Here is a 16573-nt window from a genome sequence, read left to right on the forward strand (position 1 = left end):
GGATCCTCCTGGCAGGAATTGACGGTGGCCCCGAAACGTTGGGGATGATCTGCTTAGGGTATTACTGCCATAGCACAGCTACTAAAGCGGTAATGAGCGCGGTCCCGCCGGTCGCGTGGGCAATGCCAGTGGGGACCAGCTCACCCTTATTGACCTTGCGTTGGCCCACCCAGGCAACCACCAGCACCGTAATGCCCAGCACCAACTTGATAGTGAGCTTGATGCGGTTTGGTTCGCCCATCATTTCGGCCAATCCAAAGAGTACTAGTCCGGACAGCACAATCACGATGGCGCCCCAGAACTGCGACTTGGTTACCGTCGGTCGCTTGAAATGCGCGAACCATCCACCGACCACCGCTGCGAAACCGAGCAAGTGAATTGCAAGAAAAATGAGACGAACAATTTCCATAATGGTGGGGTCAAGCTCCTTTAGTTCAGACCAAGCTCAGCGCCGAATTCCGCATTTTCAAGGCGGTTCTTCAACGTGGTCATGAAACGACCTGCGTCGGCACCATCGATGATCTGGTGGTCGTAGGTCAAGGACAGATACATCATGTCGCGGATCGCAATGCTGTCGTTACCTTCAGCATCCGGAACGATCATTGGTCGCTTGACGATGTTCCCCGGACCCAAGATGGCCGACTGCGGCGCGTTGAGCACCGGGGTGTCGAACAGGGCGCCGAAGGACCCTAAATTGGTGATCGAGAAGGTACCACCTGAGAGTAGATCTGGCGAGATCTTGCCGGTCCGGGACTTCTCAGCCAGCTCAGCGATCTGGGAGGCGATGCCGGAGAGGTTCAGGTTGCCAGCGCCCTTGATAACCGGCACCAGCAGACCCTTTTCGGTATCAACGGCGATGCCGATGTCCTCGGAATCGTGGTAGGTGATTTCCTTGGACTCGGAGTTGTACTCGGCGTTGATGACCGGGTGAGCACGCAGTGCCTCCGCAGTTGCCAGAGTAATGAAGGCCAGGTAGGTCAGCTTGACACCGTGCTGGGCCTGGAACTGTTCCTTGGCGGCATTGCGCAGGGCGACGATACGGGTCAAATCGACCTCGTGAACCTGGGTGAGCTGGGCAGTGGTGTGCAGGGAATCCGTCATGCGCTGGGCAATCACCTGGCGGGTGCGCGAAGCCTTCTCGGTGGAACCACGCTTGGACGGATCGACCGAGGACTTCGGCTCCGGAGGAGAGGATTGTGCAGGAGCCTGAGATGGTGTCGTTGCCGAGGAAGACTTCTGAGCCTGCTTCTCTTCGTACTTCTGAGCTTCAGCGGCAGTGAGCACGTCTTGACGACGGATCCGACCACCCACACCGGTACCGGTCACATCATTGAGGTTCACACCGGACTCACGGGCCAGACGACGTACCAGCGGGGTGACGTAGCCACCGCTACTCTGAGTCGCAGTGTCGGATTCCGCATCAGAAGCCGGTGTAGCCGGTTGTTCAGCGGGTTCTGCGCTCTGGGTGTCTTCGGTCTTGGCCTCGGCTTCGCCCTGATCCTGTGGCTCGGCCGGTGCCGGCTCCTCATCAGCTTGTTCGTCTGCGGTCTCGTGGGTGGACGAGTCGTCTGACGGCGTCTCGGAGGGGGACTCGGTGGCATCGCCGGAGCCCACGATAGCCAGGACATCACCGACCTCGGCAATATCGTCTTCGTTGACCTTGATCTCTAATAGAGTACCGGCGACTGGGGAGGGGATCTCCGTGTCGACCTTATCGGTGGAGATCTCCAACAGAGCTTCGTCCACCTCGACGGTGTCGCCGATGTCTTTCAGCCAGCGAGTCACGGTACCTTCGGTGACCGATTCGCCGAGTTCTGGCAGGGTTACCTCTTCGCCCTCGCCGGAACCGCCGGAGGAAGCAGCCGGAGCCTGCTGGTCAGCGGAGTCGTCACCGGACTCCTCCGGTTGCTCTTCCTGCTGTTGATCTTCAGGTTTCTCTTCAGTTTCGTCTGCGGCGCCCTCGTCGTTGGAGGAAGAACCGCTGGCTTCATCGGCATCGCCAATCTGGGCTAAAGCCTGACCAACCTCAACGGTCTCGTCCTCGTCAACCAAAATCTCGACCAGGGTTCCGGCCACTGGGGAGGGAATTTCGGTGTCGACCTTATCGGTGGAGACTTCCACAATGGGTTCGTCGACTTCGACGGTGTCGCCAATTTCTTTGAGCCAACGCGTTACCGTTCCTTCGGTCACGGACTCGCCCAGCTCGGGCAGGTTCACGGTTTCTGACATGGTGTCCCGTTTCCTCTCTCAATTTCCCACTGATCTTGGGCCAATGATGTGCTGATGTCTTCGCTGCAGATCAGTAGTTGTCGGTGGTTCAAGGGTGGACGACGGTCGGTGCCTGCCAGCCACCCGGTGGGGTGGATGATTAGGCGTGCAGGGGGTGACCGAACAGCATCATGGCTGCTTCACCCAGCGATTCGTTCTGCGTCGGGTGAGCGTGCACCAGCGAAGCCACATCCTCAGGGTAGGCTTCCCAGTTGACGATCAACTGGGCTTCACCGACCTGCTCGGAAATGCGGGCACCAACGCCGAAGACTCCAACAATCGGGCCGTGCTTCTGGCGCACCAGCTTAATCAAACCCTTCGTACCCAGGATCGAGGACTTACCGTTACCGGCCAGGTTGTACTCGGCGACTTCCACGTTGTCTTTACCGAAGCGCTCTTCAGCCTTGGGCTGGGTCAAACCAACCGAGACGATCTCGGGGTTGGTGAAGGTCACTGCAGGGATCCGTTCATCGGGAACGACCATCGGGTTGTTGCCAGCGATTTCTTCGGCCACGAAAATACCCTGCTGGTAACCACGGTGGGCCAGTTGCTTGCCCGGGACGATGTCACCGATGGCGTAGATGTTGCCCACGCCGGTGTGCAAACGTTCATTGGGGGTCACGAAGCCACGGTCCATCGGGATACCGACCTCTTCATAGCCCAAACCTTCAGTGTTGGGTCCACGGCCCACCGCGACCAAGCAGACTTCGGCTTCAAATTCTTTACCGTCCACCAGGGTGACCTTGACACCGTTGTCAGTTTCTTCGACCTTGTCGAAGAAGGTCCCCAGGTTGGACTTGATGCCCTTGGACTTGAACTCACGCTCTAGGACCTTGATGATGGCCGGATCCTCGTTGGGGACCAAGTGGTCCAGGCCTTCGATGATGGTCACCTCAATGCCGAAGGAATTCCAGGCGGAGGCGAACTCAGAACCGATGACACCGCCACCGAGCACGATCGCTGACTTGGGCAAATAGTCCAGCTGTAAGGCCTCGAAGCTGGTCATAATCTTGTTGCCGATCGGCAGGCCCATGGTCTTGGAGTAGGAACCGGATGCCAGGATGATGTTCTCGCCCCGGTAGCGGGTACCATCGACCTCAATTTCGGACTCGGACACCAGCTTGCCTTCGCCCTCAATCACCGTGATCTTGCGCATCTTCATCAGGCCCTGTAGACCCTTGAACTTGCCGGAGACGATTTTGTCCTTGTAGTCACGGACCTTGGACATGTCGATGGACTCCAGGTTGGAGTTGACACCGATCTTGGAACCGCCGCGTGCTTCATCGGCTACCTCTGCAGCGTGCAGGTATGCCTTGGTCGGGATGCAACCAAAGTGCAAGCACGTCCCACCGAGTTTCTCTTTTTCGATCAGACCTACGCTGAATCCGTGCTGCACTGCTCGTAGAGCGGCACCATAACCGGCGGAGCCACCGCCGAGGATTAGGACGTCGAATTCTGTGGCGTTTTCGGTCACGTTGAGTTCTCCTCATCTAGGTCAAGCCTGTTTGGCTCGACAAATATCGACTTTTCGTCAGCGGTGCACCGTGCAGGACCGCACACTGATCCTCGATGCCTTTGATAACCAGCTTATCGCTGACAACCAGGCTGTTGCCACACATTGTCTGCGGTATTAACGACTGCGGTGTAAAACTCGTCACAGCTGATCTTGGAGCGCTGTTTTCGGGGCTGTCTTCGAATGTTTAGCTCTGCTGAGCGTTCTGGCGCAGGTATTCCACCAGGGTTCGAAGCATGACTCCGGTGGCATCTTTGGGCGTGTAGCCAAAGGGTGCCTCTTCGTTGAAACTGGGGCCGGCGATATCCAGGTGTGCCCAGGGGGTCTCGCCGACGAAGTCTCGAAGGAACGCCGCGGCGGTGAGCATTCCGCCAAACTTCGAGCCCATATTAGAGATATCAGCCACGCGTGAATCCAAGGACTCCCGCTGGTTCTCTGGTATCGGCATCGGCCAGATCAGCTCTCCGGCCCGTTGGGCGGCCTCGACCAGCTGGGTGCGGACCTGGTCGTGCCCCATGACGCCGGTGGTTCGTTGCCCCAAGGCCACCATTTGAGCGCCGGTGAGAGTGGCAATGTCAATTACAGCAGCGGGGGCTTCTTCGGTGGCGGCTACCAGCGCATCGGCCATCACGACGCGACCTTCGGCGTCGGTGTTCATGATTTCCACGGTCTTTCCGTTACGGATGGTCACGATATCGGAGGGCTTGACGGCCGTGCTGGAGGGCATGTTTTCGGCCATGGCCAGCCAGCCGGTGACCTTGATCGGCAGGTTCAGTGCCGCCACCGTGTTGATCACCGCGGCCACGGTGGCAGCTCCGGTCATATCGGTTTTCATGGTCAGCATAGAATTGGCGGGCTTGAGCGAAATCCCTCCGGTGTCGAAGGTGATGCCTTTGCCCACCAGGGCAACGTGAGTCGGCTGGACGTGCGAGTCCGTGGCGGGCTGATAGGAGAGCCTGACTAGCCGGGGCGGGTGGGCCGATCCCTGACCGATACCCAGAATGCCACCGCACCCTTCGGCGTGGAGTTGTTGTTCATCCCAGATCTCGCACCTGATCTGTGGCTGATCGGAGACCAGCTGGGTGACGAACTCGGCGAAAGACTCGGGGTAGAGCACCGAGGCTGGAGTATTGACCAGGTTCATCACGGTGTGCACACCACGACTGATCTGAGACGCCTCAGTCACAATACGTTCGGCTTGTTCTTCCTCCACTGCGGTGCGGATCACGAATTCGTCAGCGACCAAGCGATCCTGTCGCTGCCCGGTCGCATCGTGCGGAGTCTCGTCGTTGCTGGTACGCGTTGAAAAGGCGGTGAACCGGTAGCTTGCAATGGCAGCACCTTCGGCAACGGCCTGGAGCAGCTCGGGCGAATCAGCGCCCATCTCAAACACCACGGTGGACACCGGGTGCTGGTCCAACAGGTGGCGAACCGCAGCACCGGCGGCGCGACGGTAGCTTTCGGGTCCCAGAGTATCCGGTGTGCGCTGATCGGGGACCGGCGTGCCCTGCGGGGCTGGTTTGGCCGAGCCTAAGCCAACGAAGGCGATCTTGCGGGCGGCAACATCTTCTGGAGCGGGGAAGACCAGAACCTTCTCGGCAGCACCGGTGACGTGGAAATCACTCAGCAGGCGATGGAGACTCTCCGGGGCGTCGGAGGCCACCAATGTTCCGGATTCTTCTCCGACGGCGACCCCGTAGATCACCAGATCGGCTTCCGGTGCAACGGTGGCATAACGCAGGTGCGGTTCGGCGCAGAACTTGCTCATGAGTTCGGTGATTTCAGTCAACGACATCACTTCCCGGTGATTCATACATCTTTACAATGACAACGCAGTTAATCCTAGACAGTCACCGCTATCTTGTCGCCCGTCACAGGGGCGTAACGTGAAGGGTTCCTCTCAGAGCGCAGACGAGTAAAGAGCTGCCTGACCCGGTCAAGGGAGGATGGAATTAAAGGGAGGTTGGAATAGATCGGGTAGGGAACACAGTTATAGTGCACAAGATCGATAGAATCGACAGAACACTTGATATTCCAGGACGTGAGGAGGCTTCTGGATGCAGGATCCGCATCACCTAATCCAGTTCAGTCCCGCCGGTCGTGACCTCATGACCGGGTCCGAGGACGATCCCTCACCGTTGCGAGGAACCAAGCTACTACTGCTTTTCGGTGGTCATCTGGATGCCGGGCACCTTACCGAACAGATCCGGTACCTTTTGTTCAACCGGCTCAATCACGAGCAACTGATCACCTTTGATACTGATCAGCTCATTGATTACCGGGCTCAACGCCCCCATATTACCTTTGACGGGGAAAAATTCACCGACTATCAGCGTCCAGAAATCTCACTGGATGTCTTTACCGATGAAATGGACCAGCCGTTTTTGGTACTGTCCGGCCCTGAGCCGGACTACCAGTGGGAACGTTTCTCCGATGCGGTCATGTCCATCGTGCGCGAACTGGACCTGTCACAGGTCGCGATAGTGGACGCTATTCCGCTTCCGGTTCCACACACTCGTCCCTTGGGCGTGACCACGCACGGTAGCCGGGAGGAATTACTCGAAGGACTGTCCACCTGGTCTCCTCAGGCCCAGATGTTGGCCGGTATGTCGCAATTACTCGAGGTCAAGCTCACCGAGAACGGCCGAAAGGTCACCGGGTTCACCCTGCACGTGCCACATTATCTGGCCGATGCAACCTACCCGCAGGCGGCCGTGGCCGGACTGGAATACCTTTCAGCGGCGATGGGCATCGTGGTGCCCACCGATGAGTTGCGTGAAGCAGGACGTCAGGTTGATCGGCAACTGGCCCAACAAACCGAGAACTCCCCCCAGATTTCACACATGGTTGCGGCCCTGGAAGCTCAGTTCGACCGGTATACCGAAGACCAGGAACAGCCGCGTTCTTTGCTTCTGCCGCCGAACCAGCACATTCCCGACGGCGAAGAGATTGGTGCTCAAGCCGAGGACTTCCTTAATACCCAGTCGCAGCATAACGCCGAGCGACTCGGGTTGAGCTCAACTGCACACGACGAGGACGAGTCGGCCGAAGAATCCAATGGCGCGGAGTCGGGTTCGGAAACTGACGGAGACAACCCTCAGGACTCGGACGGGCGCTAGATCCCCAAGCACTAAGTCGGGCTGGTTCTCCACAATGTCGGTCCTGCGCTGGAACCGTCCACAGTTCATCTCGCTGGATAGTGTCGTCTCCGATGATGGGCTGATGCTGGGTACATGACAGAAAATAATCAGCATTCAGTAGCCCTTGGAACCACCGACTCAACACCACCAGTCCGGTCGCAAGGACCACGACAGTTTCTCGCCAGAACTGAAGAAGATGTCCTGGCCTTCGTGCAGAATACGTTGGGATTCGTCCCCCAACGAAGTTGCGTGTTAATTAGCACCTGCGGGTCCAGCTTCCGCGCCGTACTGCGTGTCGATCTGCCAGCGCTAGATGACCCCGTCGGTGAGGACGAATTCCCTATTTCCACCGGATTCTTCGATCGCGTGGCGACAACCCTGCGCACCGATCCAAAGGCCGACGGTTGCTTTATGCTCTTGCAATCCGAAGATGACACGGTGGGCGATCCCGGTCCGGTCGACCGGCTAGCTGGATACCGACGCTTTGCTGCAAACCTGCAAGAGCATTTGCGCCACCACCAATTACCGGCTCAAGAAGTTTGGGTGCTCAGCCCACACCGAGTATGGCACCTGGACTGCGCGCACGGAGCCGAATGCCCCGTCCAGGGTGCGACGTTGGACGCGACCGAAAACAGTTTCTTAGACCTCTCAATGCGCGCCGACGGTGTTGACACACCCCGAGGCCCGAACGATTTGGTGTTGCCGTTTAATACCCAACGACTGGCCGAACAACTTGAAACGTGGCCAGCAATGGACCCCACACAGCGCCATCAGGTCGCTGAGGCAAACACGCCCGAGCAAATTCGTGCCTTATACGCGGACCTTCAGGCGTGGGACCGCCTGCTGTCTGGCGAGACCCTACCGCAGTCGCTGGAATCTACTGAATGGTGTGATCTCGTCCGTGGGCTGGGCGAAGACCGTTACCGTGACATGGTGCTCAATATCGCCTGTTTTGGTCTTGAGCCTGCCTTGGCGGGAGCCATCCACCTGGGCCTGATCCCTCAAGGCTATGCCGATGAGTTCGACGTGATCCCCACAGCAACCAGTGGCACACAGTTCAGTCAAGCATTTATCGGTGCTTCGGACACCGTGGCAGACTGGACCCGGATCCAGCGGTTTGAAGATTGTGCACGGTATGCAATGAGTATCTACGACGGTCCGGAAGTCCTTGTTTTAGGGATTTACCTTGTCTATATCGAGTGGGTGAGAGGCCGAGGGAGCATTGCAGCCAATTACCACCGCCAGCTACAACATGCCGGGGGAGACGGATATGAACTGTTGAACCTACTGGGCAAGACTCTGGACCGTGGAATGGTCTGTGATTGGGCCAAAGATGCCCAGCGGGCATGGTCTTCCAGCGGTCGTACCTGATGTTCATCTTCTGGGCAGGACTGTGTTCGCTGTCATGGTGCAAAAGACCAGCGAAAAACATGTAATAATGAGTGCCTAGTTCGACGATGACGTCTGCTGGGTGAAAAGCGAAGAACTTTTTGCCCGGTTTAGGGAATAAGACCTCGACTGTGATCGTTGCACCTGCTATGGACCCTGTTTCTGCGGGACAGAACCGGTTGGCTTTCCGATGCGAAAGAACAGCGAGATTCTGTCCATTGCAACGCAGACTTGACAGGGTCATAGGTGTGTAGACCACTGTCTGTTGAACGGGATTGACCCGTAGGAAAGGTATCGAGTGACTGACAGTACCGTAAAGATCGACGCTGTCGACCCAGAAAGCGCGGCATCGAAGTCTTCGACACGAAAGAAGACCACGACGAAGGCCTCGACAACGAAGGCCTCCACGGCCAAGGCCTCGACGACTCGGACGAAGAAGAGCTCGTCCAAGAAGAAGACGACGGGTACTTCGTCCACCGGTAAGTCTGGTGCTAAATCAACGGCCAAATCGACGAGCAAGAAGTCGACTGCGGGGAAGAAAACCACCGCGAAGAAGGCTTCCGGTAAGAAGGCAACTCAGGCCGAGACCGAGCCGGTGGTCGACGACGAAGAGGTTGACGATACCTTATTGGATGAGGACACCGATGACTTCGCCGAGGATGAGGCCGATGATATCGAGGTCGAAGGTGAAGACGATACTCCGGTAGATCTCGATGATCTGGTTGAAGACCAAGAGCCGGAGACCAAGAACGACCGGGGAGTCGTGGATGCGTTTAAGGGGCAGAAGGTCTCGCCGAGCAAAGACGACAATGATAGTTCGTCCTCCGGCTTCGTGGTGTCTGATGCGGAAGATGATGCCCCGGCTCAGCGCGTAAACGTCACTGGTGCCACCGCCGATCCGGTCAAGGACTATCTGAAGCAAATCGGTAAGGTCGCGCTGTTGAATGCAGAACAGGAGGTAGACCTTGCGTTGCGTGTCGAGGCAGGTCTCTACGCTGAGCACAAGATGCAGAAAGAGACCTACGATGACCCGCGCATGCGCCGAGACATGCAATTGGTGATCGCTGATGGACGTCGGGCGAAGAACCACCTGCTAGAAGCAAACCTGCGTTTGGTGGTGTCGCTGGCTAAGCGCTACACCGGTCGTGGCATGTTGTTCCTGGACCTGATTCAGGAAGGCAACCTCGGTCTGATCCGTGCGGTCGAGAAGTTCGACTACACCAAGGGCTTCAAGTTCTCGACATACGCCACCTGGTGGATCCGCCAGGCGATCACTCGCGCGATGGCAGATCAAGCCCGCACGATTCGTATTCCGGTGCACATGGTCGAAGTCATCAACAAGTTGGCTCGCGTACAGCGCCAGATGCTCCAGGACCTGGGTCGGGAGCCCACACCGGAAGAATTGGCCGCCGAGCTCGATATGACGCCCGAAAAGGTGGTCGAGGTTCAAAAGTACGGTCGCGAACCGATCTCCTTGCACACTCCACTGGGCGAAGATGGAGACTCTGAGTTTGGTGACTTGATTGAGGACTCCGAAGCAGTTGTTCCTTCTGACGCGGTGTCTTTCACGTTGTTGCAAGAACAACTGCACTCGGTGTTGGACACCCTGTCTGAGCGAGAAGCTGGCGTGGTGGCGATGCGCTTTGGTCTCACCGATGGACAGCCCAAGACGTTGGACGAGATCGGTCGGGTCTACAGCGTGACCCGCGAACGCATCCGCCAGATTGAATCCAAGACGATGTCGAAATTGCGCCACCCATCTCGGTCGCAGGTTCTGCGCGATTATCTCGAGTAAGAACTCTGCCGTCGCCTGAGACAGCAGGTCTGAGCAGATAACAGCGGGGCGGTTCTCATGATCTGGGGAGAACCGCCCCGCTGTTGCTGTTTGTGCGTTGGAGTCTTATTCGCTACTGGCACCTTCGTGCAGACGCTGGGTCTCATCGTGCCAGGTGCTGGTTTGAGGACGCAACTGGTCCTCGACCTGGCGCGCATGGTGAGCGCAGAACAACAACACGCCACCGGAGGCGAGAACTGCCCGAACGTAGGCCTGTGCGCCGCACCGATCGCAACGATCGGCACCGGTCAAGGTCGGTGACTCAACTGTTGTTGCTGTGGACATTGGGCCTCCTCTGTGTGGTCCAAGCGAAGTTGGGCGGTTGGTACCACCCTCGCAGGTACATGCTGTCTTTGACAAGTTCAACACAAGCATCTCGCCTTTTAGTCCCGGCACACCCCTGAGTGGACAACGCCGTGGGCGAAACGCCATCGAACGGGTGCTGGACCTGACCAATGATTGCATTGATTTCCGGACATGGTCGCGTTTCTGTCAGAGCTTAAGCGAAAGGCGAACCAAGAACATGTGCTGGAACGCCAAAATACTTCCGGCGAGACAAAAAACGGCTAGTGTCAACAGGAGAGAAAATCCAAGCTCTTAAGCGCCCATCACTCAGCAGATGAAAGGTCAGCGGATTCCGTGTCTCGAAACAGTGAATACAATGCCCATCAGCTTTCCGTACTCGAAGGACTTGAGGCGGTTCGTAAGCGGCCGGGCATGTATATTGGCTCTACCGATTCCCGGGGGCTGATGCACTGTCTCTGGGAGATCATCGATAACTCCGTGGACGAAGCTCTGGCCGGCTACGGGCAGTCCATCACCATCACGTTGGATGCCGATGGCAGTGTGGAGGTTGAAGACCACGGACGCGGTATTCCTGTCGACCTCGAGCCCCGTACCGGCTTGTCTGGTGTCGAAGTGGTGTTTACAAAGCTCCACGCCGGCGGAAAATTTGGTAGTGGTTCCTATAACGCCGCCGGTGGCCTCCACGGTGTGGGCGCGTCAGTCGTTAACGCGCTGAGCTCTCGTCTGGACGTGCACGTTTTTCGTGGTGGCAAGACTTACCAGATGTCGTTCCAGCGCGGGAAGCCAGGGACCTTTGAAGATCATCGGGTTCCCAGCCCCGAGGCGCCGTTTAGTCCGAAAACAGAAGCCGGAGATATCCCCGTGGTGGGCAAGGCGAAGCGCGGACACACCGGTACGAAGGTGCGCTATTGGGCCGATGAACAGATTTTCACCCCGGATGCCACCTTCCAGTACCAAGAACTTGAAGACCGTGCCCGTCAGACCGCATATCTGGTGCCCGGCCTGAGGATTACGATCCGAGATTTGCGTCGGTTGCCGGGTACTGCCGGAGCCGAGGGGCCCCACGAACAGGTCTTCCAATACGACGGGGGTATCTCGGAATTCGTCGACCACCTCTCTACACTGAATCCGGTTACCGATATTTGGCGGTTGCAGGGATCAGGGTCCTTTACCGAACGCGTGCCGGTTCTCGACGAGGAGGGACATGCCCAAATGCAGGATGTGGACCGTGATTGCGATGTGGATGTCGCTCTGCGTTGGGACATTGGGTACGACACTCGGGTGAAAACTTTCGTGAATATCATTGCTACCCCGAAGGGCGGTACTCACCTCTCCGGTTTTGAACAAGCTATGACGAAGGTGTTCCGGAAAGCGATTCAGGCCAATTCCCGGAAACTGAAGCCCGGTCAGGACAAAATCGAGCGCGACGATATCCTGGCGGGACTCACCGCGGTGCTCACCGTGCGTCTGGCCGAACCGCAATTCGAAGGTCAAACCAAAGAGGTGCTGGGTACTCCGGCTGCCAAACAAATCGTCAATAAGGTGGTCACCGAGCAACTGGGTGCCATTCTGAAGTCCACGAAACGCCAGGACAAACAACAGACCACCCAGCTGTTGGAAAAGATCGTCGCGGAGATGAAATCTCGCGTATCTGCCCGAACTCATAAAGAAAATCAGCGGCGCAAGAACGCACTAGAAACCTCGACCATGCCGGCCAAGCTGGCCGACTGCCGCACCAATGACGCCATCGGGTCAGAATTGTTCATTGTTGAGGGTGACTCAGCGCTGGGGACGGCGAAAATGGCTCGTTCCTCGGAGTTCCAGGCCCTGTTTCCGATTCGTGGCAAAATTCTCAATGTTCAAAAGGCCTCAGTGGGGGATATGCTCTCCAATGCTGAGTGTTCAGCGCTGATTCAAGTGGTCGGCGGTGGCTCGGGGCGGTCCTTTGATTTGAACGCGGCCCGCTACGGCAAGGTGATTTTGATGACCGATGCTGACGTGGACGGGGCTCATATTCGCACCTTGCTGTTGACCTTATTCTTCCGCTACATGCGCCCGATGGTGGAAGCCGGCCGGATTTACGCCGCTGTTCCACCGTTGCACCGGGTTGAAATTATCAACTCTGGCTCGAAGGAGAACGAGGTCATGTACACCTATTCCGAACAAGAGCTCAAAAACCTGCTGGGCTCGCTGGAAGCCGATGGCCGGAAGTATAAGGAGCCAATTCAGCGGTATAAGGGTCTGGGCGAGATGGATGCCGACCAGCTCTCAGAAACCACGATGGATCCGCGCTACCGCACGCTGCGGCGGGTGAATATTTCCGAATTTGAGGCGGCCGAAGAGATCTTTGAGCTACTGATGGGGTCCCATGTGGCCCCGCGCAAGGATTTCATTATCTCTGGGGCACAAGAGCTCAACCGGGAACAGATTGATGCCTAGCGGTTACCGTAATACTCGGCGGTGAGTTCTAGCCCGCGGTCAATGCTGATCTCGGGTTTCCAGGCCAAAACCTCACGGGTACGACGCTGGTCGAACCAGTGGGCGGTGGAGAGCTGTTCGGCGAGAAACCGGGTCAGTGGGGGCTCATCGTCATGTTCTCCGGTGAGGTCCCAGATCTTTTCAATCACGGCTCCAGCGACGGTGGCCAGCCCGGCCGGTAATCGCAAGGTGGGTTCTACAGCGCCACCGGCGATGGCAATCTGACGAATCAGTTCACCGACCGGACGGGGTTCCCCGTTGGTGACGACCAGGGCTTCACCGTGGTGGTTTTCGATAGCTGACACGGCTGCGAGCACCGCCGAGATAGCGTTGTCGATAAACAGCGTGTCGATCGGTGGGGCACCGGAACCCAGGATGGGCATACGGTGGCTGCGGGCGCGATCGGTGATGCGTTCGGTCAGCTGGGTATCACCAGGGCCCCACATCAGATGGGGGCGAAGCACCAGCACACGGAAGTCTTCGCGGTCAGCTGCAAGGACCAGGCGCTCACCGGCTGCTTTGGTTGCGGCGTAGTGCCCGCGTGCCTGGTCGGGGTCGGCCGGTTGGGCGGTGGTACCCACCAGAGAGCGACCGGCGTGAGCGACCGAGGGAGAGGATATGTGAATCCAGCGGTTCACCGTTCCCGCCCGGTGTGCAGCATCTAGCAGGTTGCCCGTGCCCTGAATGTTGACGTTACGGTACGCTTCGGCCGGACCCGAAACAGAAACCTTGGCGGCTACGTGGATGATGGTGTCTACACCCTGGACCGCGCGGGCAACCAGTTCCGGGTCGGTGATCGATCCCAGCACGTCGTAAGCGCCGGCGATCCCGCTTCGGCGACGCTGCAACGTGGTTAGCTGTGCGCCGGCAGCGACCAGCGCGGATGCGACACCGGAACCCAGCAGTCCCGAGGCTCCGGTGACCAGGACATGACGCGTGCTGAGATTGGGCAGAGCAACGGCGAAACGATTCATGGCTTGCCAACCTTTCCTCCGGTGAGGACTCGATCGGCCCAGCGGGCCAACCGGGAGCGGTCAATCTTGGAGTTATGGCGGGTATCCACCGGGATGCTGTCGACTACCAATACGGCGGCGACCGGAACATCTCCCGGTGTGGTGACCGCGCTGCGCACGGTTGCCGTCAGTTGGGTGGGAGCCAGTCCAGGCTTGATTGGGCCAGTGACCTCACGCTCGGGTTCGATAATGACCACCAGCGCTTGGGTGCCGGCCGGTCCGTGTCCGACAGCTGCAGCCCGGTATACCTCTGGTAATGCGGCGACGTTTTCTTCGATGTGCACCGGACCCAGGGGTCCAGCCGGGGTGGAGATGACGTGGTGGGTGCGTCCTTCGATCCAGAGTCGGCCGTGCGCATCCAGGTGCCCGATATCGCCGGTGCGGTGCCAGCGTAACCCGTCGAGCTGATCGTGGGAGGCTTGAGCGGTGATGTACCACAGTGCGTCATAGCCTTGGCGCATATGGGAGGCCGACACCACGATTTCGCCCAGCTGGTCCACCGAATCCTCGGGGTTATACAGTGTTTCGGCCGGGATACCATGGTCATCCAGCGGGGCCATGGTAAGGCGGACTTCACCGGCCGGGGTGCCCACCAGTACACCGGGGTTGCCAGCGGCTCGGTCATGCCATACGGGGAGTGGATCTCGGCTTGTGGCATCAACACCTGAATATCTCTGACTAGGTCCTGGGACACCGGAGCCCCGGCCGAGAGCATCATGGTAATCCCGGCCAGTGCTTCGCGCTGGGCACGGGAGAGTTCCCGGGCGGTTGCTGCCACATTGCGCAATGCCGCCGGGGAACCAAAGGCGATCGTGGACTGACCGGCAATGGCCGCATCGGCCAGAGCAGAGGCGGTCAGGGTTGCCGGTTTGGTGACCGACATGCGCGGGGTGACCGAGGTCGCACCAATGGCCGGGCCCAGCAGCGCGAAGGGCGCGAACCCAGCCAAAAGCGAGGCGCCGGGAGTGACGCCGAAGGTATCGCGCAACAGCTGGGTGAGGTGGGAGAGCCCGGTGTGGGTGTAGCGCACACCCTTGGCCGGCCCGGTGGAGCCGGAGGTGAACAGGATGGCGGCCAGACTCTCGGGGTCCGGGGTGGGAGCCTGTAGGGCTGAAAGCCGGGTAGTGGTTTTCTCGCGCAGTGCCATACCATAGAGCGAGTCTTCGACGCCCAGTACGCCAGCCAGCGGAGTGGACAGGGTGGACACCGAGATGCGACGGCCTGGCCATCCCTGGGCGCGAGCCAGGATCAGTCCGGGGGTTTCACCAATAATCCAGTCCGGGTTGGCGCTACGAACAGCTCGGGTCATACCGGTGATCCCCAGCCCTTGATCGGCAATTACCGCGACACCGCCGATGCGCAACAGTGCGTAAAGTCCCGCGGTCAGATCACGTCCGGGAGGAACCAGGATGCAGACCCGGTCCCCGGGGCGCAGTCCAAGATCCCACAGCCCCTGGGCTATGGCGGCCACGAGCTGGGAAAGCTGAGCCCAGGAAACGGTGAAGGGTTTTCCGCGGTCGCTGACCGACATATCCACCAGGGCCGCAGCTGCGGAGTCTTCGCCACGGTACAGGAACTCCCACAGTGGCTGGTAGGGCACCTCGTGGGCTGAGCCGGCGGGGCGGGGTTGGTTGGCAGAGTGACCACTGTGTGTGATGGTGGCGGTGGTGTTGACGGTAGGAGAGTTGTCGTCGGCGGAGAGTTGTTGGGAGACCCATTCCAGGACGATAGCGGCGTAGTCGACGTCTTCGACGATCAGGTGCCCGCCGGTTTCCACTCGGTGCACATCGGCTTGAGGCAGGCGTTGGCGCAAATCGTTGAGGTAGCGATCCTGGAATACCGGATCTGTAGCACCCCAGATGATCAGGGCCGGTAACGAGGTCTCGCTGAGTGCTGTGGCCACTCGGCGGAGCGCAGGAGCACTGCGGTGGGTGGCATCAGTGGGGATGTCGGCGACGAACCCGCCCACACCGCCACGGTCGGCTTGGCGCCGGTAAGGCAGGTTCAGTGGATCGCGCACCGCAGGGGAGCAGGAAGGGGATCGTCCTCGGACTGGTGCACGGCCGTGTTCAGTGTCATCAGCCCGGCGAGGTGATGGGATCCAGCCTGATGCGCTCGCAGAGCAGCGCCCAAGGAGATGACCCCGCCCCAGTCGTGGCCGAGGGTGAAGACCGGGTGCTCAGCTTCCGGGATGAGAACTGTGAGCAATTCCTGCAGATCGGTGATCCGATCCTCCAGGGCCAGGTAGTCGCCACCATTGCCGCTGTGACGAGGCAGTCGCCGGTGGGCTAACCGGTCGGAGAGTCCCATGTCCCGCTGGTCGGGGGCGATCACCCGGATGACTGGGTATCGTTGTGGGTCGGAGACGGCCCGGTCGTAGGTGGTGTTGAGCAATGCGCGCCACAGATACGACCAGGTGGGGTTGCCGTGTACGGCCACGATGGTGGCGTGGGGGGTCAGTCCCTGGGCTTCGAGAGCCGGGCCGGTGTCCATGACGTGGAAGCCGGCGGGATGTTCTGCTCGTGCGAGAGTGACCAGGTGAGAAAACTCTGGACGGAAACCGGGAAGCTCGGTCTGCATGGTCTCGGAGTCGGGTTGATGGGCGGCACGAGTCACAATCACAGCAACACTC

General features: G+C 59.0%; 13 protein-coding genes. 4 read left to right on the top strand and 9 right to left on the bottom strand.

The window, feature by feature from the left end; translation table 11 throughout:
• Positions 1 to 61: 61 nt before the first annotated feature.
• From DYI20_RS03665 to DYI20_RS03680, 4 genes are all read right to left on the bottom strand, one after another.
• Positions 62 to 409, bottom strand: a complete 348-nt coding sequence (locus DYI20_RS03665) for a hypothetical protein (protein WP_110099346.1) — start codon at positions 407 to 409, stop codon at positions 62 to 64.
• 20 nt (positions 410 to 429) lie between these two features.
• Positions 430 to 2229, bottom strand: coding sequence for a 2-oxoglutarate dehydrogenase, E2 component, dihydrolipoamide succinyltransferase (gene sucB / locus DYI20_RS03670; RefSeq protein WP_110100458.1), 1800 nt, complete (start codon positions 2227 to 2229; stop codon positions 430 to 432).
• A 139-nt stretch (positions 2230 to 2368) separates the two neighbouring features.
• On the bottom strand, positions 2369 to 3742 hold the full coding sequence (lpdA, locus tag DYI20_RS03675; RefSeq protein ID WP_110100459.1) for a dihydrolipoyl dehydrogenase: 1374 nt from the start codon (positions 3740 to 3742) through the stop codon (positions 2369 to 2371).
• Between the two features lie 226 nt (positions 3743 to 3968).
• Positions 3969 to 5594, bottom strand: coding sequence for a leucyl aminopeptidase (locus DYI20_RS03680; protein ID WP_243857323.1), 1626 nt, complete (start codon positions 5592 to 5594; stop codon positions 3969 to 3971).
• 244 nt (positions 5595 to 5838) lie between these two features.
• On the opposite strand from DYI20_RS03680, the gene DYI20_RS03685 reads away from it, so the two are divergent.
• From DYI20_RS03685 to DYI20_RS03695, 3 genes are all read left to right on the top strand, one after another.
• Entirely contained in the window at positions 5839 to 6900 is a 1062-nt protein-coding gene (locus DYI20_RS03685; protein WP_110100460.1) for a proteasome assembly chaperone family protein, read from the top strand.
• Positions 6901 to 7014: 114 nt separating this feature from the next.
• Positions 7015 to 8292 (top strand): DUF4192 family protein, encoded by a 1278-nt coding sequence (locus DYI20_RS03690; protein ID WP_122548885.1) that lies wholly within the window; start codon positions 7015 to 7017, stop codon positions 8290 to 8292.
• A gap of 316 nt (positions 8293 to 8608) precedes the next feature.
• Positions 8609 to 10105 (top strand): RNA polymerase sigma factor, encoded by a 1497-nt coding sequence (locus DYI20_RS03695; RefSeq protein WP_110099351.1) that lies wholly within the window; start codon positions 8609 to 8611, stop codon positions 10103 to 10105.
• A gap of 105 nt (positions 10106 to 10210) precedes the next feature.
• Here DYI20_RS03695 and DYI20_RS03700 read toward each other — a convergent pair whose 3' ends face one another.
• Entirely contained in the window at positions 10211 to 10429 is a 219-nt protein-coding gene (locus DYI20_RS03700; protein ID WP_110099352.1) for a DUF7455 domain-containing protein, read from the bottom strand.
• A 354-nt stretch (positions 10430 to 10783) separates the two neighbouring features.
• On the opposite strand from DYI20_RS03700, the gene DYI20_RS03705 reads away from it, so the two are divergent.
• Positions 10784 to 12889 carry a DNA gyrase/topoisomerase IV subunit B gene (locus DYI20_RS03705; RefSeq protein WP_122548886.1) on the top strand — a complete coding sequence of 702 codons (2106 nt, stop codon included), beginning with the start codon at positions 10784 to 10786 and terminating at the stop codon, positions 12887 to 12889.
• On the opposite strand, the gene DYI20_RS03710 is transcribed toward DYI20_RS03705, so the two are convergent.
• Genes DYI20_RS03710 through DYI20_RS12845 form a run of 4 tightly spaced genes read right to left on the bottom strand, consistent with a single transcriptional unit; the run spans position 12886 to position 16563 of the window.
• Positions 12886 to 13902: an NAD-dependent epimerase/dehydratase family protein gene (locus tag DYI20_RS03710; protein ID WP_110100463.1), complete on the bottom strand. Its 1017-nt coding sequence runs from the start codon at positions 13900 to 13902 to the stop codon at positions 12886 to 12888. The genes DYI20_RS03705 and DYI20_RS03710 overlap by 4 nt on opposite strands.
• Positions 13899 to 14060, bottom strand: a complete 162-nt coding sequence (locus DYI20_RS12840) for a hypothetical protein (protein WP_334228382.1) — start codon at positions 14058 to 14060, stop codon at positions 13899 to 13901. Before DYI20_RS12840 ends, DYI20_RS03710 begins: the two co-directional genes overlap by 4 nt.
• A gap of 8 nt (positions 14061 to 14068) precedes the next feature.
• The gene (locus DYI20_RS03715; protein WP_334228381.1) at positions 14069 to 15961 is read right to left on the bottom strand and encodes an alpha/beta fold hydrolase; all 1893 of its coding nucleotides are present in this window, start codon (positions 15959 to 15961) and stop codon (positions 14069 to 14071) included.
• On the bottom strand, positions 15946 to 16563 hold the full coding sequence (locus tag DYI20_RS12845) for an alpha/beta fold hydrolase (RefSeq protein ID WP_334228380.1): 618 nt from the start codon (positions 16561 to 16563) through the stop codon (positions 15946 to 15948). The genes DYI20_RS03715 and DYI20_RS12845 overlap by 16 nt, the downstream gene beginning before the upstream one ends.
• Positions 16564 to 16573: the final 10 nt, after the last annotated feature.

Source organism: Auritidibacter ignavus (genome assembly GCF_003703835.1).
Classification (GTDB): domain Bacteria; phylum Actinomycetota; class Actinomycetes; order Actinomycetales; family Micrococcaceae; genus Auritidibacter; species Auritidibacter ignavus.

Bases quoted from the DNA above. Each gene is read 5' to 3' on its own strand.
- DYI20_RS03665 (WP_110099346.1), bottom strand. From the start codon at position 409: ATGGAAATTGTTCGTCTCATTTTTCTTGCAATTCACTTGCTCGGTTTC.
- sucB (WP_110100458.1), bottom strand. From the start codon at position 2,229: ATGTCAGAAACCGTGAACCTGCCCGAGCTGGGCGAGTCCGTGACCGAA.
- DYI20_RS03680 (WP_243857323.1), bottom strand. From the start codon at position 5,594: ATGAATCACCGGGAAGTGATGTCGTTGACTGAAATCACCGAACTCATG.
- DYI20_RS03685 (WP_110100460.1), top strand. From the start codon at position 5,839: ATGCAGGATCCGCATCACCTAATCCAGTTCAGTCCCGCCGGTCGTGAC.
- DYI20_RS03690 (WP_122548885.1), top strand. From the start codon at position 7,015: ATGACAGAAAATAATCAGCATTCAGTAGCCCTTGGAACCACCGACTCA.
- DYI20_RS03700 (WP_110099352.1), bottom strand. From the start codon at position 10,429: ATGTCCACAGCAACAACAGTTGAGTCACCGACCTTGACCGGTGCCGAT.
- DYI20_RS03710 (WP_110100463.1), bottom strand. From the start codon at position 13,902: ATGAATCGTTTCGCCGTTGCTCTGCCCAATCTCAGCACGCGTCATGTC.